The sequence below is a fragment of the Chungangia koreensis genome (genome assembly GCF_042651785.1).
GTDB lineage: Bacteria > Bacillota > Bacilli > Bacillales_A > Planococcaceae > Chungangia > Chungangia koreensis.
The window spans coordinates 1-20,363 of record NZ_JBHSEC010000015.1; the positions used below are offsets into that span (position 1 = coordinate 1).

A 20,363-nucleotide genomic window follows, 5' to 3' on the forward strand; every position below is an offset into this window, starting at 1 on the left:
GTTTCATCTATTTGAACTATTATAACGGGGTTTTGAACAGACAAAAACCCCGAATAGGGTCACTTTTATTAAAGTGTCCACTATTCGGGGTTCAGTTCAAGTTTCGAGGGAGTAGCTTTTTCTTATTTATTATTTTCCTTATATGGGTTTTCTTTCTATAATGTGTAGGTGGAATAGAACCAGACACGTTGTTTACCCGTAATGAATTGAACCAATTAGGCAAATTCCCAATAGATCCAAATGAGATGGCAAGTTTTTTTATCTACCCGGTTTAAAATCGAGAATACAAGTTCTATCATATCGACAAAACCTCGTGAGTGAAAAAGCAAAAGGCCGTTGGAATTAGTTTAACAGCAGTTGTATCACGTTTAGTGACGGAAATCTTGGTGAGAAGAAAAGGTTATGCTGTGTATGGTACAGGAGGTATATGCGTAAAAACTACCGATTTATAAAATATTCCGAATTCCCTAATTCACAGTTTACTATTAACTCTTATCTTATTGTTATATTTTTACAATTAGATTATAATGTTGATGTGAAATTTCGGCACTCCTCATTCTATTTTAAGGAGCTAATGGACTCCACTTTGGTGGGGTCCTTTTTTGGTGTACCAAGAATGGTCCTCAACTTGGTAGTGAAAGTCCACTATGGGCGTTGGGATATGCGAACCATTAGTTAAAGGCAAGGGTGTCCATGGCGACGTAGAATAGGTTACATAAAGACATATGCATTGAAGATAGACCGTCATTTCAGACGTGTTTAAAAAGCGCGCAGATAGAAAGAATGGAAAAAGCTCTCGACAAAATACCGAGAGCTAAGGAAGTTAGGGTTTAAGCCAGTGGATACCTGGAAATGTGCCAATACCTGTAAGTGTTACTGGCAAATGTTCAATAATCCAATTATAGACCAGGCACTTCAGTACAGGAAGTACCAGAAGCTAAAGTCCATTACTAATTTGATTTCATAAAACTTTCGAACTGCCGTATACCGAACGTTACGTACGGTGGTGAGAGGAGGGGGAGTTAATCACTCCCTCCTACTCGATTCTTTATTTAAAAAACAACGGCAGTTTCTCCAAGAAAAGTATATCTTCACGGTCTACCGCATCACCTTCAGCTAAGATTGCAGCCTTCGCTACAATTTCTCCTCCGGCTTTCTCAACTAATTCTCCAAGGGCTCTGAGAGATTCACCAGTGCTGATGACATCATCTACTAATGCGATGCGTTTTCCTCTGATGAATTCAGCATCAGCGCCATCCAAACAGAGAGTCTGTTCTTTTTGAGTCGTGATGGATACGACCTTATTTACTAACGGATTATTCATATAAGGTTTGACGCTTTTACGTGCGACGATGTATCGAGGAAGTCCAAGTTGTTTCGATAGTTCATAAACAAATGGAATTCCTTTCGCTTCAGCTGTGACGAGCACGTCAACTGCTGGAAGCTTTTCAGCAACAAGAGGAGCGGTTTTAGCGACTAACTCTGTATCTCCTAAGATGACAAAGCTTGCGATACTTAGGTCGTCCGATATCGGGATGATTGGCAGCTCTCGTTCAAGCCCACCGACTTTTATTCTATAAGTTTCCATGTTCACGCCTCCATTATGCGAATAGGTCGATTAAGAACTGAATGACAACGCCAGATAGCATTCCAATGAATGGATCTGTTAATGCCGTGACCATCATCGTAATTGCACCAATGACCCCGTTTTCAGCACCTTCACCAGTTAATGCAGTGATGGCATTGCCAGGGAGTGTGACAATGGCGCCTAAGACGAATAGGAAACCGGCGACAGAAGCAGTTGGTACGTATTTACCGATTTTCGGAAGCAACCCGGTAATTAGGATGATTGCCATTAAAGCCATCATTAAGACCCCGGACCATACAGCATGCGGAGCACTTGCAGTAGCGGAGATGATGATTTCAACTGGTGCACCACCAAATAATGAAGAAACGATATCTGCAAGTGAACTGATGATTGTGAGTACATCGATATCTACATCTTTTTGTGCGATATCAGCGTTGATGTTCCCGAATGCGATATTCGCTCCGATGTTCATCATGACAAGGGCCAAGGCACCTCGGAACACACTAATGTTAAAGATCGGTTTATGGAAATTGAACCCTTCTTTAATGGAGGAAGCGACTGTTTTTGATTCGTTTTCTCCATTTTTATTCACAAAGTAATAAACAATACTGGATAAGATGACGGAAATGGTTACAGTGTACACAAGGTCTTGTGTAGCAAACCAAATTAGTAGTGCGGAAACCATTGATACAGCTCCGATGATTTTATCGCTTTTAGCCATATCCCATGCGACTTTTGTCAGCATGATGCCGACACCAGCCATCATACCAGCCAAGATCACTGGACCGATCCAAGAGACGATTCCTTCTAACACACCAAAGAAACCGATAATAAGCAGGATGACGGCACCCCAGAAAATCATTGAAATTCGTTCTCGCATACTCTTGCCCATGGTTCCTGCAAGGGTGATGGTTTCTGCTTGGTATGAAACGACAGCTACGTTGTTAGTCGCTGCGTTGCCGACAGCCCCGACGATGAAGGCGAGTGCAGTAGGGATGGAAGCAAAACCGAATGATAAGGCAAGTAAACCTTGTGGAAGTCCGTTTAGCACACCACTAAGAGCGGCTAATATGTCTTTCCAAATGTCCATGTTGTTCTCCTTTCGACACGCCCATTCGACAGAGGTCGTCTATGGGGTGTCTGGACAAAGGAAAAGAAACCTGCTGGTGAGCAGGGGGTGTCCAGGCACCAACCATAGTAGAGCAATTTACGGTTGCTCTGTAGAAACTCCCGAACCGATTATCGGGATTATATGAGGTGTACGGTATATTTTATTTTTGCAAAATAACGATAACATGCGGGTAGGAGAGGTGACAATGCAATAAATGGTAGTAAGGGCTTTCAAACGAAAAAAAACTAACCTTTTTAAGAGGTTAGTTTTTTTGCTTTACAGTTACTGTAACGTTTTGAAATCGTCAGTGATCGTTTCTTGATTTCCGATTCAAGCAATTGGATAAAATGTGGATTCAAGTTCAAATCGACGGCTTTGTAGTATGACTGGACAAGCAACTCATCCGGCAACTGGTGCATGATTTTAGGCCTCCAATAGTATAGTTAAAAAGTTATATTTATTAGTAAGTCTAATAATTCGTTAGTCATAAGTTTTTGTCTATTCTTACTTTACCAAATAAATTCCTAAAGAACAACCGTTCCGTTATCCACAGTATACAGTGGATAAGTTGTGGATGAATTGTGTGTAAATCTGCAAAATGTTGATTTATCAATGGGGATAACATGTATAACTTTATCCACAGTTGTTGAATATTGCGGATTTTGTCGAAAGGTTTTTTGTTAAAAATTACTTGTTTATAGTTTTTTAACAGAAGGTCATTGATTGGCTCAGTTTTTATTCCTTTTGGTAGTGAAATTAATAATTCCCTTTCATCTTGTTCGCCCATTTTGTATAATAAATCCAGATTAGGGGAAAGAGAGTTGTTCAGTCATGCGTTTAGACGATATTGATAAGCGAATATTGGAATTGCTGACGGCTAATGGACGAATGTCTTATGTCGATATTGGAAAAGAGCTCAATCTATCCAGAGTGGCTGTGCGTGAACGGGTGAACCAGCTGCAGGAGGATGGAATTATCGAACGTTTCACTGTAGTGATCAATTCTGAGAACGTGGGAAAAAATGTTTCGGCTTTCTTTGAAGTGGATTGTGAGCCTGCCTCTCTTGTTGAAGTGGCAGAAACACTTGCTGAAAATCCAAGTGTCGCCAGCTGTTATCAAATGACCGGACCATCAACCTTGCATATGCATGTGTTGGTCGATGACTTTAAGAGTCTTGAGAAATTCATTAATGAAGAGTTGTATGCTTTGGAAGGAATCACACGGGTGGCGAGTCATGTATTGCTTCGGAGATTTAAAAGTAGGAATGGATTAAAACTTTAAGATGTTCCCCATGCTCAATGAAGAGATATGGGGATTTTTTTATTTATTTTTTCATTCCTCTTTAGATAGTTTGGAGTGTTCAAGAAAATTAAAAGTAGAAATAGCATGGTGATTGAGTTGTTTCTTCACCATTGTGCAATCATAAGCCAGATAGCTGCGATTAGACTCTTCACCCCTTTCAGAATCAGGGTAGTATGTTGGATCTTCGAGATTGTGTTAAGAAAGTGATCCATTAAAAAAGAAAATGTATATTCTTTTTAGGGCTTCTATTGCTTGAGTGCAGGCGCCGACTTCTGCGGGAAAAGCGTGAGTCTTGAGACCCCGCAGGTAGCGAAGCGAACGAGGAGGCTCAAGCCATGCCCCGCGGAAAGCGTGCGCCGTAACGGAAAGCAGGATTTACTATAAGGTTTTATTGACTATGGGTAAGAATGGGACCGCCTGGAGCGAGACTCCAGTTATATTCAATCTTAATGTGACAACATGCTTAACCCCTTCTCTAAGAAAGGGTTTTTTTATTTTGCCTTTCGAAATGATTTGTAAGCGCTTACGGTTTTTTGTGTATATCTTAGTACCTAAAAATTAGAAATGTAAGCATTTACATTACGAAAAGTTTATAAAAATTGATTTTTTATAATCGAAAAGTATGAAAAATGAATAAAAATTTATTTATTTGAAAATTTACTATAGATTTTTAAATCTGACTGTTCTATAATCACAATTAAACTTTTAATAACAAATGTTAATCGATATTAAAAAAGAGTTTAACTTTAGAAAGAGAGGGTGGAAGAATGATAGGTTTAATTGTCCGAAGATTGTTGCAACTGGTGTTCTTGCTGATCGGAATTTCCTTTTTAGTCTTTTCATCGATGTATGTTGCTCCGGGCGATCCTGCTGCAATGGTTGGTGGTCCTACCGCAACTGAATCGGATCTTGAATCGATACGGGAGAACTTAGGGTTGAATGATCCGTTCCTCGTTCAATATGGCCGTTATTTAACGAATGCTCTTCAAGGAGACTTCGGCTACTCCTATCAGACGAGGCAGTCAGTTACCGAAGCGATCGCCATCCGGATTCCGAATACGGTGAAGCTTGCGATTGCGAGTATAATCGTAGCTATTTTCATAGGACTACTTGCCGGTATGATTTCGGCTTTACGGCATAATTCGTGGCTGGATGTTTCCTCTACAACATTCGCACTTGCAGGAATCTCCATTCCGAACTTCTGGTTGGGGGCGATCCTGATCTTAGTGTTCGCCGTGACTCTGCAGTGGCTTCCAGTCGGTGGGTTATCTGCACCGTGGTACACGGTTGAGGGGATGAAGCAGTTGGTGCTTCCGGCTATCACACTCGGAACCGGTTCTGCAGCTATGATTGCCCGGATGACGCGTTCTTCCATGCTTGAAGTGAAGAAAGCAGATTATGTTCGGACAGCCCGTGCTAAGGGAGTTAAGGAACGGAAAGTCATCGGTGTACATATTTTGAAGAATGCTTTGATTCCTGTAGTAACGGTGATCGGAGTAAACTTCGGTGGATTACTCGGGGGAACAATCATTACAGAAAAGGTATTTGCGATTAACGGAGTTGGCCGATTGATGATCGATTCCATCGCGATGCGTGATTTCCCGATGGTTCAAGGTTCCGTGTTATTAGTTGCTACGTTGTTCGTTGTGGTGAACTTAGTGACGGACATTGTGTATACGATGATCGACCCAAGAATCAGCTACGACTAATTTGAAAGGAGGGACCGCTATGGTACAAGTTGCTTTGCAAAATCCTGCACAAGAAAAGAAGAAAGAAAAGATGTTCGTCACCACGATGAAGCGATTATTGAAGAATAAATTATCAGTTGCAGGGCTTCTTATTATCCTGCTCATCATCGGGATGGCATTCTGCGCACCGTGGATTGTTCAGCACCAGCCAAACACACAGGACTTGAGGAATAGTGAACTGCCACTGTTCTCAGAAGGGCATTGGCTTGGTACTGATAACTATGGAAGAGATGTATGGTCAAGGATCGTTTACGGTTCAAGAGTTTCACTCATAGTTGGTTTTACTGCTGTTGTCTTCGGTTTGATTGGCGGAATAACACTCGGCATGTTAGCTGGGTTTTATAAGAAGCTGGATAGTCCGATTATGCGTTTCGTTGATTTACTGTTTTCATTCCCAGGAATTTTACTGGCGATGCTGATCATTGCTGTATTAGGGACGAGCCTTGTAAATGTGGCGATTGCCATCAGTATTTGGTCAGTACCGTCATGTGCCCGAATTGTCCGTGGTTCGGTCCTTTCGATTAAACAGAAGGAATATATCATGGCGATGAAGTCGCTTGGCGCCTCGGATTTGCGGATTATGGCAAAGCATATTTTGCCGAATGCCATGGCTCCTATCATCGTCTTTGCTACGATGCAGATGGGTTCAGCTATTCTATCAACTGCAGCACTAAGTTACTTAGGATTAGGAGCACAGCCTCCAACTCCTGAATGGGGAGCGATGATTTCCCAAGGACAGGATTATATGTGGACATCTCCACATTTAACAATTGTACCCGGAATTGTCATCATGCTTGTTGTGTTTGCATTCAACGTAGTCGGTGACGGCTTGCGTGATGCATTAGATCCAAATATGGATATCCATTAAAAATTTGAGGGGGAACGAAAAATGAAAAAGAATTTCTTATTAGTCCTATTGCTTGCAATTTCCGCAGTACTTGCCGCGTGTGGAGGAGAATCAGCATCTGCACCTAAAGATGCGGAAGCTGCAGAGGGAAATGAAACCTTTACATATGCTACTACTACGGATGCTGTTGGGTTGTCACCGATCATGACAAATGATTCACCATCTTCTAACGTCATCGAGCAAGTGTATGAAAAATTGTTCAACCGCAATTATGAAACTGGTGAAATCGAACCTGAATTGGCAGAGTCTTATGAGAACCCGGATGATTTGACTTGGGTCATCAAGTTAAAAGAAGGCGTGAAGTTCCATGATGGAACGGATTTCAATGCGGAAGCTGTAAAGTATACATTCGATAAATTACGCGACCCTGCAACTGCTGCACCACGTGCTTCGTTGCTTGAGCCAGTAGACACGATCACCGTATTAGATGATTACACAGTAGAAATCAAAACGAAATATCCGTACGGTTCATTCTTGGCTGCTTTATCCCATGCAAATGCTTCAATCGTCAGCCCGACTGCCGATCAAAAACAAGATTTAATGAAAGAACCTGTAGGTACTGGCGCATTCAAATTTGTGAGCTGGACTCCTGGTGATCAAGTCGTATTGGAAGCAAATGAAGAGTACCGCGATGGTGCACCTGCAATTAAGAAAGTCGTTTATAGAGTAGTTCCTGAAGTTTCAACTGCAATTTCCATGCTTCAAACGGGTGAAGTGAATTTCATCGATGGCTTGCCAACAGAGCAAATCAAGCGTCTTGAGTCTATGGAAAATATTAATATCGAAAAGAAACAAGGTACATCCCAATATTACTTAACATTCAACCACGCGAAGGAAATGAATAAAGATCCTGAATTCAGAAAAGCTGTTGCATCTGCGATTGACCGTGATGCATACGTAGAAAAATTGAATGGTCTTGGTGTACGAAGCGACAGTGTCATCGGACCTGAAGTATTCGGCTATGACGAATCAAAAGACAATGCAGGAACACCTTATGATCTTGAAGCTGCAAAAGAACTTGTAGAAAAGAATGGGTATGGTGAGAAGCCGATTAAATTATTGACGGCTGACCGTGAAAACTTCATGTTGATGGCTGAAATTGTTCAATCCCAATTGACTGAAGCTGGATTCAACGTTCAAATCGAAACAATGGAATGGGCTGCATTCTTGGATACAGCAAGAGCTGGTGACTATGACCTTACGTTCTTGAGCTGGTCTAACGTAACAGCTGATGGTTCTGAATTGCTTTATCCGAATTTCCACAGTGACAATGCGGGTTCATCTAACCGTGCGTTCTACAACAATCCAGAATTCGATAAGTTGGTTGAAGCTTCCCGTTCAACAGTCGATCAGGAAGAGCGTTTGAACTATTTGGATCAAGCGAATGCTTTAATGCTTGAAGACAATGCAGTTGTCATTATGAACCACGGAGTTGTGACTGCTGCTTTGGATAAAAATTACGAAGGACTTGAATTGAGTGCTACAGGTCAATGGTCATTGCAAAACATCGTAAGAAAGTAGGGATTTCCCCATGACGGAGACATTATTGGAAGTGAACCATTTAGTAACTGAATTCCGCACAGCAAATGGCAGCGTCCAAGCTGTGCGGGATGTCTCCTTTAAAGTGGACCAAGGGGAGACGCTTTGTATTGTCGGTGAATCAGGCTGCGGAAAAAGTATCACCTCTTTGTCTGTCATCGGATTATTGCCAAGTAACGGATCAGTGACTTCTGGTGAAATTAAATATGAAGGAAAACAGATTCACAATCTTTCATTTGAAGAAATGCGGAAGATGAGAGGTTCGAAGATTTCAATGATCTTCCAGGAGCCAATGACTGCATTGAATCCTGTTTTGACGATTGGGTATCAGCTTCGAGAGCCTTTGATGCTGCATCAAGGTATCGGAAAGGCGGAAGCAAATCGTAAAGGGATTGAACTGCTGCAACAAGTAGGGATTCCTTATCCCGAACGCCGGATGAAACAGTACCCGCATGAATTGAGTGGCGGGATGCGCCAGCGTGTCATGATTGCAATTGCGCTCGCTTGCCGTCCGGGATTACTGATTGCTGATGAACCGACTACTGCTCTTGACGTAACGATTCAGGCGCAGATTTTGGATTTAATCAATGACTTGAAGGAACAGCTCAATATGGGAGTCGTGTTGATTACCCACGATATGGGCGTTGTGGCAGAAGTGGCCGATCGAGTGATGGTCATGTACGCGGGTAAGAAGGTTGAAGAGGGAACGGTGGAAGAGATTTTCAATGCACCGAAACACCCTTATACGATCGGTCTGTTGAATTCAGTACCGAATGTAGATAATCCGGAATTTGAGTTGGAGCCGATTCCTGGATCATTACCTACTTTGACTGAAAAGATTGAAGGCTGTCGTTTCCATCCGAGATGCAAGTTTGCAACAGATCGTTGCCGGATGGATGCACCGCCAGAATTTAAGGTGGAAGGCGACCATACGGTTAGTTGCTGGTTAATGGATGAAGAAAAAATGGAAGAAAAGGAGGAGGAACTCGATGGTCACCTTGTCGGATAAAACGGAACAGAAGAGAGTCCTCCTCAAATTGGACCATGTGAAGAAATACTTTCCTATTAAAGGTGGAGTTCTTCAGCGGGTCGTAGGGAATGTCAAGGCGGTAGAGGATGTATCCCTTGAGTTGTATGAAGGTGAGAGCCTTGGGGTTGTTGGTGAATCTGGCTGCGGGAAATCGACACTCGGACGGACCATTTTAGGCTTGGAAGATGCGACTGATGGCAAGATAAAATTTCGCAAAGAAGAAATTCAGGATTTGAAACGGAAAGAAAAGCTGAAGTTCGTGAAGGAAATGCAGATGATCTTCCAAGATCCATTTGCCTCATTGAATCCAAGGCAGCGAATCGGAGATGCGTTGGAGGAAGTGTTCATCCTTCATACGGACATGAAAGCGAAGGAGCGGCGCAAAGCTGTTCTCGATTTATTGGTGGAAGTCGGTTTGAAGGAAGAACATTACGACAAATATCCGCATGAGTTCAGTGGGGGTCAACGTCAAAGGATCGGTATTGCCCGGGCAATTGCTTTGAATCCGTCATTCATCATTTGTGATGAAGCAGTTTCTGCGTTGGACGTTTCTGTGCAGGCGCAAGTTTTGAAGCTGTTGAAGACGTTGCAAGACAAATACCAATTGTCGTATCTGTTCATTTCTCATGACCTTGGGGTTGTCCGTTATTTCTGCGACCGTGTGTTGGTCATGTACTTAGGAAGTACAGTTGAACTTGGTACGGTAGAGGATTTGTTCGAGAAACCTCTACATCCGTATACACAGGCTTTGCTGTCATCGATCCCTCGTCCTGCGGTGAATGCGAACCGGAGCAGAGTTCGTTTGCAGGGGGATATCCCGAATCCGGCGAACCCGCCGAGCGGCTGTCCGTTCCATACTCGCTGCCCGATTGCTCAAGAAGTATGCAAGCAGGATAAGCCGGAATGGTCAGAGTATGAGCCTGATCATTTTGCGGCATGTCATTTTGCAGGAACTTCGATTATTTAAAGAGAATAAATAGAATTATGACAAATAAAAGACTTGTAGGGACTGGCGAATCGGCAGTCCCTTCAGATTCTCTACAATGTTGGAATGGGGGAACATCATGGATTACTTATATCATCCATTTGCCGGGAAGCGGCATACGGTTTTTGCTCGGAAAGGAATGGTTGCGACATCACAGCCCCTTGCTGCTCAAGCCGGTTTGGACATTATGAAAAAAGGCGGAAACGCCATTGACGCGGCGATTGCTACAGCAGCTGCGTTGACGGTTGTGGAACCGACTTCGAATGGGATCGGTGGAGATGCATTTGCACTCGTATGGACGAAAGGTGCTTTACATGGGTTAAATGCTTCCGGTCCTGCTCCGCAGTCGATCTCTGCTGAAAAGGTTCGGGAGCGTGGATATGACAAGATGCCGGTCCACGGTGTTATTCCGGTGACAGTACCGGGCGTGCCAGCTGCTTGGGCGGAGTTATCCGAGAAATTCGGAAAGCTTCCATTGAAAGATGTGTTGGAACCTGCGATTCAATACGCGGAGGAAGGGTATCCTTTAACGCCGATTTTAGGAAAGTACTGGAAATTAGCTTATAAGAAGTTCAAAACTTCATTTACAAATGAAGAATTCCAGTCATGGTTTGAAACGTTTGCTCCTGATGGGAAAGCACCGGTAGCAGGTGAAATGTGGTCGTCTCCGGGTCATGCGAAGACGCTTCACGCAATCGGCGAGACGAATGCACGTGATTTCTATGAAGGTGAAATTGCGGACAAAATAGATGCATTCATGAAGAAGTATGATGGGTATTTGAGCAAGGAAGATTTGGCTGAATATCAACCACAATGGGTCCAGCCGGTTTCTGCGAATTATCGCGGGTATGATGTATGGGAAATTCCGCCGAACGGGCAAGGGATGATCGCCTTGATGGCGCTAAATATTTTTAAACAGTTAGACAGGCCAGCTTGGCAAAGTGTACATACGATCCACCAGCAAATTGAATCGATGAAATTGGCATTTACGGACGGCCAGGCCTTCATAACCGAACCGGAGGAAATGCCAGTGTCTAAGGAGCATTTATTGTCAGATGAATATGCAGCGAAGCGTGCTGAAGTAGTCGCGGATGAAGCATGTGACCCTGCACCGTATGAGCTGCCAAAAGGCGGAACTGTCTATTTAGCAACGGCAGACGAAGAGGGGAATATGGTTTCCTATATCCAAAGCAATTATATGGGCTTCGGTTCAGGGATCGTCATTCCGGAAACTGGAGTAGCTCTCCAAAACCGCGGACATGATTTCTCATTAGATGAAGAACACCCGAATGTGTTAAAGCCAGGAAAGCGGACGTATCATACGATCATTCCAGGATTCTTATCGAAGGATGGCGAAGCGGTTGGTCCGTTTGGAGTGATGGGTGGTTATATGCAGCCACAAGGACATTTCCAAGTGGTAGCGAATACTGTCGACTTCCTATTGAATCCTCAAGCGGCACTTGATATGCCGCGTTGGCAATGGATGAAAGGACGGACTGTCCATGTGGAGCCGGAATTCCCGAATTATTTAGTGCAAGGTTTGGTACGAAAAGGACATGAAATTGTCGTGGCTAATGACGGTGGTAGCTTCGGACGCGGACAGATCATTTGGCGGGATCCGGAAACAGGAGTACTTCGCGGCGGGACGGAATCCAGAACGGACGGTTCGGTAGCGGTATGGTAGAAAATCGGATGGTTGCTGGGCACCGGGAGCGAGCATCACTTCGTGACATCGCTGTGGCATTCTTCCGGTCCGGTATGCTCGGATTCGGGGGTGGACCGTCCGCCATCCCGCTCGTCCATCAGGAAGTCGTCAAACGTTATGAATGGATGAACGAAGATGAGTTTGGTGACACACTCGCCTTAGCGAATACGATGCCAGGACCGATTGCCACGAAGATGGCAGGGTATATCGGGTATCGTATTGCCGGAATAATGGGCTGTTTGGTTGCTTTATTCGCAACAATTGTACCGACAGTGTTATTAATGATCTTATTTTTGGGCGTTTTACAGAAGTATAAAGATATCCCGTGGGTTCAGCATATGTCCGCTTCTGTAGTTCCGGTTGTAGCGATCATGCTTGGTACGATGACTTGGGATTTTATTAAGAAATCTAAAACGACGCTCGGCTGGAAGCACGCAGTTTTGTACTTAGTGTTATCACTCGTACTGATTGAAGGATTGGACATCCATCCGGCGATTGTTATTTTAGCAGCGTTTGTACTGGTATTCCTGCCTTTGCTAAAGAAGAGGAGGAAAACCGTATGATCTACTTGAAAATTTTCATGGCGTTCTTTATTCCCGGGATATTGGGCTACGGCGGCGGACCGGCTTCGATCCCGTTAATGGAGCACGAAGTTGTCGAGAATTACGGCTGGATGGATACACAAGAATTCAGTGAAGTGGTCGCAATCGGGAATTCCTTGCCAGGACCAATTGCGACAAAAATGGCCGGGTACATCGGCTATGATGTAGGCGGTGTGCCAGGCGCGTTGATCGGGTTGTTTGCCGCTGTTGCACCATCGCTTATTCTGATGGTGATCTTGATGGCTGTGTTAATGAAATACATAGACCAGCCAGAAGTGAAGAACTTAACGAAAGTCGTGCGGCCCATCATCGCGGTATTGCTCGGGGTGATGACGATTGAATTTGCTTTTGAATCGATTGAGGGCATCGGTACGTGGTATACGTTGTTCTTACTTGCTGCCAGCTATGTGTTGTTAGAGAAAATGAAGATCCATCCTGCATTTGTGATTGCGTTGGCATTGGTGTTTGGCGCGGTTACGGGGTGAGTTTTGAGTGTGGGCTTGCAAGGTAGTCGACAAATGAGGTTAGGTAGACGACAAGTATCTGCAAGGTGGTCGACACATGAGCGCAAGATAATCGACATTTGAGAAGTTCCAATAGTACTGAAGTAGGCTTCCGGGAAACCGGAGGCTTTTTTGTTTGTGGTGGATAGTCGGCACAGAATGTTGTGATACTCGACAGGAAACGGTTTGATAGTCGACATTTGTTCCGGAAAAAAGGGTAAATAAAAGCTTCTGGCAATGCCAGAAGCTTAAATAATCGATTGTCTAACTTGGTTTCGCCCGTTGGATTTCGCTTCGTATAATGCGAGGTCGACGCGATGCAGGAAATCTGAATAGTTCTCGCTTGAACTATACTCCCCGACACCGGCTGAGATGTTGATCGGCACGCCGGTTGGGCTGTCCGTTCGTTCGAAGTATTCTCGTAGTTTCTCAGCAATCTGTGTCGCATTGGCCAAATCAGATTCGGGCAATAGGATTAAAAATTCCTCTCCGCCGAGACGGATGGGTAACCCGTCTTTATTTACAATATCCGATGTGGTTTTTGAAAGGAACTGCAGTACTTCGTCTCCGACTTTGTGGCCATATGTATCGTTTACCAGTTTGAATCGATCGATATCTATTAAAATGGCTGAGAAATGAAGTCCTTGCGAAATCCATCCCTTTGTCATGGCCTCCATGTACCGGCGGTTTTTGAGTCCGGTTAAAGAGTCAGTAAATGATGTTTCTTCCAAGTTGTCCATCTTAAGTTTTTGTTCCATAGCATAAGCGTTGATGATTTCGTTTAGCTGTTTCGCTTCAAAATACCAAGTTGGAATATCTGGTCGTTCGCTCATCCCGTGTTGTCTTAAATTCTGAGAATGAATCGCTAATTTTTGAAGGGGATACGCGATTTTATTCGCTAATAGTACCGATAATAGCAAAAGTAAAATCATGAAAGGAATGACAAGCCAAAACATTTTCTTGATAATCCCTGCAACGGGTTCAACGACTGCTTCGTAAGGAGTTTGGGAAACTATTCCCCATTGACTTACAGGTAAGAAAGTATAGCTTGCAAGGAATTCTTTACCTAAAGTATTAATGACTCGTTGGGAACCACTCTTGCCCTTCATTACTTTTTGTGTAATTTCGTTTGTAAGTACAGCATCGCCGATCCTATTCTGATCCGGATGATAGATGATGTTCCCTTGGACGTCAGTTACCCAGACATATGATCCGTTGTTTGCGAAGTGGATTCCTAACACTTGTTGCAACGAATTTTCTTCTTCTAAATAGATTGTACCGCCGACGTACCCTAAATATTCCCCGTGATCATTCCAAATTGGAGCGGAAATAAGGACGATTAAACGCCCCGTCGCAGCCGTAAAAGGCTGAGAGATAGTAGGTTTCTTTGCCATAAGGGCTTCATTGGAACCTGAGGAAGTAATCATCTTCCCCGTTATTCCAACGTCTGGAGAAGTCGCCACCACTACTCTGTCCACTCCTACTACGGACATGGAGTTGAAATTCGAAGAACTCTTTAAGACCCGTTCCAGTCGGTCTTCAAGAAGTTCTTGGTTATCTATGATGTAGGGTATTTCATTTGCTACTATGTTTAATGTCGATTGCATATTTACGAATAATTGATTAGTATCATGGGCCAGCTTTTCAGAGAACTCTTTATTGACCTTCAAACTATCCTCGATTAAATTATCTTTCGTAACAAAATAGGCGGAAGTCAATCCAATGGTTAATAACCCAATCATCGTAATGGATATGAGTAATAAAATCCAAAAACGTAATGTTTTCATTAAATAAATCCCTCAATTAAAAGAATAGTTAATTTGCACATTGTAAAAATATAGCATAGTTTGTTTTGGGATGGAAGAGTGTTTAGTTAAATTTACCTATTATTTTTCCATAAAATTAAAGCTTCTGACCTAATCAGAAGCTTTAATTTGTTTTAATGTGATTTTAATTCGGAACTATTGGTTTAGTATTTCGGGATTTTCTTCCGTACGTGGTTTGCCTTTATTCTCCTGATCGTTCTGTTTTTTCGCTTCCTTATTTTGACCGATTACACCTAAGTCGTCCGGGCTAATATCATACCCGTAGCCATATTCTTCACGGTCAAGATTGTTCGACTTCTTTTTGGACATATTCATTCACCTCCGAGATTTAGTGTTTGTCGAAATTTAGTTTATATTCTTTGACAGAATATTTATGCATTTAAAATATGCTAATAGATTTATATTTTACAAAGAGGAATCAGTCGGTGCCGCTTATTTCGATTTGGCCGTTGCCAAAGGCGTGTATCGGAAAGCGGTGGAATTGGGAAGCGGTATAAAAGTGGACATGTAAAAGGGTTGTCTCATTGCGAGACAACCCTGATTTATATTAGCGGCGATAATTGTTTTTATTGCGCTTCGTTAGACGGCCGGCAAGGAATGCACCTGCTGCCAAACCGATCATTGTGTTTGTTTTCTTATTGAACACTTGCTTCACGACGAGGTTCAAGTTTTGCGGACGTTCCGCCAAACGACGCATGAAGTATCCGTACCAGTCATTACCGAATGGTACATATGTCGTGAAGTTATACCCTTCACGTGCAAGCTCCAATTGCAAGTCTTTACGGAAACCGTAAAGCATTTGGAATTCGAATTTTTCATTCGGGATATTATTATTTTTCACAAATTGTTTCACATGGTTGATTACGTTATGGTCATGCGTCGCAATCGAAGTGAACTTACCGTTTAATAGATGATACTCGATCAATTGGATGAAGTTCTGATCGATGTCAGCCTTGTCCTGATAAGCAACCTCAGCAGGCTCTTTGTAAGCGCCTTTTACGATGCGAAGGCGGTAATCCTTGAACTTTTTGATGTCCTCTTCCGCACGGAAAAAGTATGCTTGAATAACAGTTCCCACGTTATTATAGTCTTGTGATAGCGCCTCCAACAAATCGAAAGACGGTTGAAGACGTGCATAGTCTTCCATATCAATGTTAATGTGCATATTGTATTCGTAAGCTCTTGCTACAATCTCACGAAGATTGTCATGACAAAACTCGCGGTCAATATCTAAACCAAGCTGAGAAGGCTTCAACGAGATATGAGCATCCACGCCACTCTCATGAATTGCATCGATTAATTCAAGAATCTGATTCTTCGCCTCTGTCGCTTCCTCGCGACTATTGACGAACTCGCCTAAATTATCAACGGTACAAGAAATTCCATGAGCATTCAATTCCCTAATACTCTCTATTACCTCAGGAATATTCGTACCCGCAACTACGCTCTGCGCCCCAAGTTTCAGGCCGTAACGCTTCGCCGCACTATTTAAAAGTTCATTTTGTGATAAGCCAATGAAGAAATCTCTTAATACCATAACGTCATGCTCCTAACATTTTTGACTTTACAATTCATTATATCACTCGAAGATGGAGAAATAAATTGAATCGTTATGTGGGAATAAGTGGGTTTTGTTGAATTTGTGAAATGGAGATAGATTTGCAAGTTAATCGACATGGATGCGTTGGTATACTACATGGATGCGAAAGGTAGACGACATACATCAGCAAGATCGTCGACAAGGAAACGCAGGATAGGCGACACACATCCGTAAGATCATCGACAATTTCAAGCCACCGCACAACGGAAGAAGCGACCAATTGCCTATTTCATGCATAAGTACGCCTTCCTCTTAATACCTATTAGTAATGGGAAAGGAGGAAGAGTGATTTATTGTGTGAGTTGTGGGGCTGAGCGGAAAGGCAGATTTTGCATGGAGTGCGGCTCGCCTTTTGAGGAGGCAGGTCATGGGAAATTCCAGGCATCGCAGGGACGTCCTTATTCGGAGTCGCCGAATCGGCAGCCTGCTCCCCGTGGGTATTCGAGTGAGCGGTATTCAACTGAGGAGCAACCAGTGATGTACGCTGATTCGACATTGGCGGCGGAGGTGCCGACACGGTATCGGCAGCAGCCGAATCCGATGTTGGAGCAGTTGAAGGCGACGGTTGAGGAATATGGACAATATTTTGTAAAGTACTTGAAAAAGCCTACTGCGGTGTTCCAGAATCCGCATGCTGAATATTTAAACGGCTTAACGACGTTTCTTTTGTTTGTGATGTTCACCGGAATCGGTTATTTTTCACTTAAGCCGCCGGGGAAGTCGTTTTTCCCTTTCGTAGGGGAAACGTTTTTGTATTTTGCCGTCCATGCCGCGATTATCGTGGTTTCGCTTTATACCGTCAGCCGGTTTTTTGGGCCGGAACTGTCTCTTAAAAAATTCATCGGCATCTATGGGACTCATCTGATTCCTACTTTAATCATTGGAGCTGCGGCAAACTTGCTGATCCAGTTCGATTTGCCCGCTTACGGAACCGTACTTCTCTCATTATCCGCAACGTATTATGCACTTTACATACTCCCGCTCTACTTGATTGTCAAAATGGTCGCCACCCGTTCGGCGTTGATTGATCCGTTATACGCGTATTTATCATTCATTACCATGGCAGGAATTCTGCATGCGCTGTTCCTTTCATTCGCAGCGGAAAAGAAGCTGGCACTTTTCATTCAAAGCCTCTCATTTTTGTGAGGCTTTTTTCTTTTTATTACATGAAAAATATTACTGCTTATTTCAACGCTTAACAATTTGTCGAATATGCCGATATAACTAAATGGAATCAAGACATAAAAAAAGGTGGACACCATGGGGAAAAAAGAGAAAGTTAAAAAGGTTAAACAGAGTAAAAAAGTAAAAGGCTTCAAAAGTGTAAAGCAACGAATTTTAGTCAGTATCGGAATCCTTGTAGCGATTGTGCTCATTTACAATGTGCTGAATATTTTAGGGACTCGCTATTCGAATAAGCAAGTGGATCATTTAGTGAACGGCGAGATGGATACACTGATTAAGGATGAAGAGTTGGCCCAGCTAATGGCACGTCAAAATGCACTTGCCCTTTCTTATGCGCTGACGGGTGATTCTGAACATAAGGTTTATTTTCAACGGACTGTCGAAGAGAGTCAAGCGGTAGAGGAAGCTCTTCTGTCTTCAGAACATAGTAAAAAAGCGGAGGAATTAATCAACCGCAGCGATGCTTGGCGTCAAATTATTGAAAATGAAGTATTCACCGAGGTGGATAAAGGAAATAGCGAGACTGCCAGACAGATTATGTCTGCAAAAGTGTTAAGAGAATCGAATGAAATCATGAATGGTTTCGTTGAATTAGCGAAGGAACGGGAAGAAATCTCAAGACAGGCCGGTCAGGATGTCATCGATTACGGAAAATTGAATGTCACGATGTCCATGATCATTTCAGTAATCCTATTAATCGTCAGTATTGTTCTGGCGTTGTGGATTGCACGGGCGATTTCAAATCCGATTCGGACGGTCATGGCCCGTATGAAACAAATTGCGGACGGCGATGTCAGCCAAGAGCCGCTTCCGGTTACATCCCGTGATGAGATGGGGCAATTGACCGCTTCGATTAATGAAGTGAACGCCAACTTGAAGGATATTTTCCAAAAGCTTGGCGAGGTTTCCGGAACGGTTAGTGCTCATAGTGAGGAGCTCACGCAATCGGCGAATGAGGTAAAAGTTGGCATGGAGCAAGTGGCAGCGACGATGGAACAATTGTCAGCTGGTGCGGAAGTTCAAGCATCGAGTGCCGGTTCGATTTCTGAAACGATGAGCGACCTATTGGGACGAATTGATGAAGCGAATGATAACGGTGAACAGGTTCAGCAATCTTCCGGAGAAGTCCTTCATTTGACGAATAAAGGAAGCGAGCTCATGGGGACATCGAGTGAGCAGATGACGAAAATCGATCGAATCATGCAAGACGCGGTTCAGAAAATGGTGAGCTTGGATGCTCAGTCCGAAGAGATTACGAATTTGGTATCTGTTATTAAAGGCATTGCGAGCCAGACGAACCTGTTGGCATTGAATGCGGCGATTGAAGCTGCGCGGGCTGGCGAGCATGGCAAAGGCTTTGCGGTAGTGGCGGATGAAGTACGGAAACTTGCTGAACAAGTGGATGTATCCGTTCAGGAAATTACGGATATTGTTGAGAAGATGCAGAAGGAAACAAAGGGTGTTGCTGAATCCTTATCTGGAAGCTACGAAGAGGTGGAAAAAGGAACGAAGGATATTCAGGCGACCGTCGAAACCTTTACCGATATACAGAAATCGGTCAATCAAATGGTTGAAAACTTCAGTGTCATCACTTCGAACTTAAACATGATTTCGGATGAAACGAAGAACCTTAACGGCAACGTTTCTGAAATCGCATCGATTACGGAAGAGGCATCCGCTGGAATCGAGCAAACCTCAGCTTCATCACAACAAGTGAGCAGCTCAATGGAAGAAGTCGTCGGCAGCTCGAATGAATTGGCGCGACTTGCGGAACAATTGAATGATATGTTGAGAAAATATAGTAAGTAAAAGAGAGGGCGTCTCCATTGCGGAGGCGCCCTTCATTTGCCTAAAGGGAGATCGGTTAATGGAACGTATCGTTGGTCTTTCAATTCATACACCCTGACAAAGTTTACGTCGAACGTTGGGTAAGGGCAGAGTGCCGTTGATGCTATTTCTTCCATTTCCGTTAGCTGAGCTTTGGATATACCGGAGGAAATGTTGCTGCCGTAAGATTCCTTCCCTAACGTTAAATGAGGGACATATTGATCGAGTTCGAAATATTGTTTGATTTGCTCAGGTGTCGGTTTTACTGATTTTACGATTAGTTCATGAAGATTTCGGATCTGATCGGAGTGGACGCTAAGATATAAAATATTTTCTCCGAAGTATGTAGGTTTTCCTAATGAAATTTGGAAAGGCTTAAAGTTTTTGCATATAGTCTCTATGTTTTTGAGCCAATTAAGATCGTCTGTCAGACCGCCTTGCGCTTTTAGTGTGATATGAGGTTCCACACCTAATGGTTGGATCCACTTTCTTTGAAATTCCTGAACTCGGTTGAGATAATCATCCGGCGGTACAATTCCGATAAAATACATTTGGATTTCCCCTTTTTGTTTTATTGTACTGGTAGGGGGTGAAATGGCAATAAGATTTGATGGGGGTTCTAATGAAATGAATTTGAATTCTTTTTAAATAGGGATGGTTTCCAACCAAATCACTGAACTTTCCAACCATTCGTCATAAGATTCCAACCAAGTCACTGAAGTTTCCAACCATTCACTTAAAGTTTCCAACTAAGCAGGGGGAATCTTCAATCAAATTTCTTCAATGTGTAAGGGTTGGGGGGAAAGATAAAGTCCATATAATTGTGTAAAAGTGAATGAGCCACCTTGGTTCCTGGGTAAATGTTAAGTGCGACCAAAACATTAGGAGGAATCAAGTATGGCTCA

The 20,363-nt window shown here is 43.2% G+C and carries 19 protein-coding genes and 1 riboswitch; of the genes, 12 read left to right on the forward strand and 7 right to left on the reverse strand.

Translation table 11 applies throughout. From position 1 onward, the window contains the following. Window positions 1-1,048: 1,048 nt before the first annotated feature. The 3 genes from ACFOZY_RS09025 to sda form a co-directional block, all read right to left on the reverse strand. Complete coding sequence (locus ACFOZY_RS09025) at window positions 1,049-1,588, reverse strand: phosphoribosyltransferase family protein (RefSeq protein WP_378154536.1); 540 nt, start codon at window positions 1,586-1,588, stop codon at window positions 1,049-1,051. A 13-nt stretch (window positions 1,589-1,601) separates the two neighbouring features. After that, window positions 1,602-2,678 (reverse strand): NCS2 family permease, encoded by a 1,077-nt coding sequence (locus ACFOZY_RS09030; protein WP_378154538.1) that lies wholly within the window; start codon window positions 2,676-2,678, stop codon window positions 1,602-1,604. Window positions 2,679-2,763: 85 nt separating this feature from the next. After that, window positions 2,764-2,865: riboswitch (purine riboswitch) on the reverse strand. An 88-nt stretch (window positions 2,866-2,953) separates the two neighbouring features. After that, window positions 2,954-3,118, reverse strand: a complete 165-nt coding sequence (gene sda, locus ACFOZY_RS09035; RefSeq protein ID WP_378154540.1) for a sporulation histidine kinase inhibitor Sda — start codon at window positions 3,116-3,118, stop codon at window positions 2,954-2,956. A 412-nt stretch (window positions 3,119-3,530) separates the two neighbouring features. On the opposite strand from sda, the gene ACFOZY_RS09040 reads away from it, so the two are divergent. The 9 genes from ACFOZY_RS09040 to ACFOZY_RS09080 all read left to right on the forward strand — a co-directional run bounded on the left by ACFOZY_RS09040 (window position 3,531) and on the right by ACFOZY_RS09080 (window position 13,002). Further along, window positions 3,531-3,980 carry an Lrp/AsnC family transcriptional regulator gene (locus ACFOZY_RS09040; RefSeq protein WP_378154542.1) on the forward strand — a complete coding sequence of 150 codons (450 nt, stop codon included), beginning with the start codon at window positions 3,531-3,533 and terminating at the stop codon, window positions 3,978-3,980. A gap of 788 nt (window positions 3,981-4,768) precedes the next feature. Continuing rightward, complete coding sequence (gene nikB, locus ACFOZY_RS09045; RefSeq protein WP_378154544.1) at window positions 4,769-5,710, forward strand: nickel ABC transporter permease; 942 nt, start codon at window positions 4,769-4,771, stop codon at window positions 5,708-5,710. A gap of 19 nt (window positions 5,711-5,729) precedes the next feature. Then, complete coding sequence (locus ACFOZY_RS09050; protein WP_378154547.1) at window positions 5,730-6,617, forward strand: ABC transporter permease; 888 nt, start codon at window positions 5,730-5,732, stop codon at window positions 6,615-6,617. 21 nt (window positions 6,618-6,638) lie between these two features. Then, window positions 6,639-8,177, forward strand: coding sequence for a glutathione ABC transporter substrate-binding protein (locus ACFOZY_RS09055; protein ID WP_378154549.1), 1,539 nt, complete (start codon window positions 6,639-6,641; stop codon window positions 8,175-8,177). Between the two features lie 10 nt (window positions 8,178-8,187). Further along, entirely contained in the window at window positions 8,188-9,204 is a 1,017-nt protein-coding gene (locus ACFOZY_RS09060) for an ABC transporter ATP-binding protein (protein WP_378154551.1), read from the forward strand. After that, window positions 9,185-10,192 (forward strand): ABC transporter ATP-binding protein, encoded by a 1,008-nt coding sequence (locus tag ACFOZY_RS09065; protein WP_378154553.1) that lies wholly within the window; start codon window positions 9,185-9,187, stop codon window positions 10,190-10,192. The genes ACFOZY_RS09060 and ACFOZY_RS09065 overlap by 20 nt, the downstream gene beginning before the upstream one ends. Window positions 10,193-10,289: 97 nt before the next feature. Further along, window positions 10,290-11,894 (forward strand): gamma-glutamyltransferase family protein, encoded by a 1,605-nt coding sequence (locus tag ACFOZY_RS09070; protein WP_378154555.1) that lies wholly within the window; start codon window positions 10,290-10,292, stop codon window positions 11,892-11,894. After that, a complete protein-coding gene (locus ACFOZY_RS09075) occupies window positions 11,888-12,478 on the forward strand; it encodes a chromate transporter (protein WP_378154557.1) in 591 nt (196 codons plus the stop codon). Before ACFOZY_RS09070 ends, ACFOZY_RS09075 begins: the two co-directional genes overlap by 7 nt. After that, window positions 12,475-13,002, forward strand: coding sequence for a chromate transporter (locus ACFOZY_RS09080; protein WP_378154559.1), 528 nt, complete (start codon window positions 12,475-12,477; stop codon window positions 13,000-13,002). Before ACFOZY_RS09075 ends, ACFOZY_RS09080 begins: the two co-directional genes overlap by 4 nt. A gap of 266 nt (window positions 13,003-13,268) precedes the next feature. Here the strand turns inward: ACFOZY_RS09080 and ACFOZY_RS09085 are convergent, their stop codons facing one another. Further along, the gene (locus ACFOZY_RS09085; protein WP_378154561.1) at window positions 13,269-14,807 is read right to left on the reverse strand and encodes a sensor domain-containing diguanylate cyclase; all 1,539 of its coding nucleotides are present in this window, start codon (window positions 14,805-14,807) and stop codon (window positions 13,269-13,271) included. Between the two features lie 174 nt (window positions 14,808-14,981). Beyond that, a complete protein-coding gene (locus ACFOZY_RS09090; RefSeq protein WP_378154563.1) occupies window positions 14,982-15,155 on the reverse strand; it encodes a hypothetical protein in 174 nt (57 codons plus the stop codon). Window positions 15,156-15,219: 64 nt separating this feature from the next. On the opposite strand from ACFOZY_RS09090, the gene ACFOZY_RS09095 reads away from it, so the two are divergent. Continuing rightward, entirely contained in the window at window positions 15,220-15,357 is a 138-nt protein-coding gene (locus ACFOZY_RS09095; RefSeq protein ID WP_378154565.1) for a hypothetical protein, read from the forward strand. Window positions 15,358-15,393: 36 nt separating this feature from the next. On the opposite strand, the gene ACFOZY_RS09100 is transcribed toward ACFOZY_RS09095, so the two are convergent. Continuing rightward, on the reverse strand, window positions 15,394-16,383 hold the full coding sequence (locus ACFOZY_RS09100) for a proline dehydrogenase family protein (RefSeq protein WP_378154567.1): 990 nt from the start codon (window positions 16,381-16,383) through the stop codon (window positions 15,394-15,396). A 396-nt stretch (window positions 16,384-16,779) separates the two neighbouring features. Between ACFOZY_RS09100 and ACFOZY_RS09105 the strand changes: the two genes are divergently transcribed. Both ACFOZY_RS09105 and ACFOZY_RS09110 read left to right on the forward strand, forming a co-directional pair. After that, complete coding sequence (locus ACFOZY_RS09105; RefSeq protein ID WP_378154569.1) at window positions 16,780-17,592, forward strand: hypothetical protein; 813 nt, start codon at window positions 16,780-16,782, stop codon at window positions 17,590-17,592. Between the two features lie 114 nt (window positions 17,593-17,706). Continuing rightward, window positions 17,707-19,440, forward strand: coding sequence for a methyl-accepting chemotaxis protein (locus tag ACFOZY_RS09110; protein WP_378154571.1), 1,734 nt, complete (start codon window positions 17,707-17,709; stop codon window positions 19,438-19,440). Window positions 19,441-19,472: 32 nt separating this feature from the next. On the opposite strand, the gene ACFOZY_RS09115 is transcribed toward ACFOZY_RS09110, so the two are convergent. Beyond that, window positions 19,473-20,009: a 2'-5' RNA ligase family protein gene (locus tag ACFOZY_RS09115; protein WP_378154573.1), complete on the reverse strand. Its 537-nt coding sequence runs from the start codon at window positions 20,007-20,009 to the stop codon at window positions 19,473-19,475. Window positions 20,010-20,363: the final 354 nt, after the last annotated feature.

Coding starts and splice junctions, on each gene's coding strand:
- nikB (WP_378154544.1), top strand. CDS start 4,769: ATGATAGGTTTAATTGTCCGAAGATTGTTGCAACTGGTGTTCTTGCTG.
- ACFOZY_RS09110 (WP_378154571.1), top strand. CDS start 17,707: ATGGGGAAAAAAGAGAAAGTTAAAAAGGTTAAACAGAGTAAAAAAGTA.
- ACFOZY_RS09095 (WP_378154565.1), top strand. CDS start 15,220: ATGCATTTAAAATATGCTAATAGATTTATATTTTACAAAGAGGAATCA.
- ACFOZY_RS09025 (WP_378154536.1), bottom strand. CDS start 1,588: ATGGAAACTTATAGAATAAAAGTCGGTGGGCTTGAACGAGAGCTGCCA.
- ACFOZY_RS09085 (WP_378154561.1), bottom strand. CDS start 14,807: ATGAAAACATTACGTTTTTGGATTTTATTACTCATATCCATTACGATG.
- ACFOZY_RS09030 (WP_378154538.1), bottom strand. CDS start 2,678: ATGGACATTTGGAAAGACATATTAGCCGCTCTTAGTGGTGTGCTAAAC.
- ACFOZY_RS09055 (WP_378154549.1), top strand. CDS start 6,639: ATGAAAAAGAATTTCTTATTAGTCCTATTGCTTGCAATTTCCGCAGTA.
- ACFOZY_RS09050 (WP_378154547.1), top strand. CDS start 5,730: ATGGTACAAGTTGCTTTGCAAAATCCTGCACAAGAAAAGAAGAAAGAA.
- ACFOZY_RS09090 (WP_378154563.1), bottom strand. CDS start 15,155: ATGTCCAAAAAGAAGTCGAACAATCTTGACCGTGAAGAATATGGCTAC.
- ACFOZY_RS09060 (WP_378154551.1), top strand. CDS start 8,188: ATGACGGAGACATTATTGGAAGTGAACCATTTAGTAACTGAATTCCGC.
- ACFOZY_RS09080 (WP_378154559.1), top strand. CDS start 12,475: ATGATCTACTTGAAAATTTTCATGGCGTTCTTTATTCCCGGGATATTG.
- ACFOZY_RS09070 (WP_378154555.1), top strand. CDS start 10,290: ATGGATTACTTATATCATCCATTTGCCGGGAAGCGGCATACGGTTTTT.
- ACFOZY_RS09075 (WP_378154557.1), top strand. CDS start 11,888: ATGGTAGAAAATCGGATGGTTGCTGGGCACCGGGAGCGAGCATCACTT.
- ACFOZY_RS09115 (WP_378154573.1), bottom strand. CDS start 20,009: ATGTATTTTATCGGAATTGTACCGCCGGATGATTATCTCAACCGAGTT.
- ACFOZY_RS09040 (WP_378154542.1), top strand. CDS start 3,531: ATGCGTTTAGACGATATTGATAAGCGAATATTGGAATTGCTGACGGCT.
- ACFOZY_RS09100 (WP_378154567.1), bottom strand. CDS start 16,383: ATGGTATTAAGAGATTTCTTCATTGGCTTATCACAAAATGAACTTTTA.
- sda (WP_378154540.1), bottom strand. CDS start 3,118: ATGCACCAGTTGCCGGATGAGTTGCTTGTCCAGTCATACTACAAAGCC.
- ACFOZY_RS09105 (WP_378154569.1), top strand. CDS start 16,780: ATGGAGTGCGGCTCGCCTTTTGAGGAGGCAGGTCATGGGAAATTCCAG.
- ACFOZY_RS09065 (WP_378154553.1), top strand. CDS start 9,185: ATGGTCACCTTGTCGGATAAAACGGAACAGAAGAGAGTCCTCCTCAAA.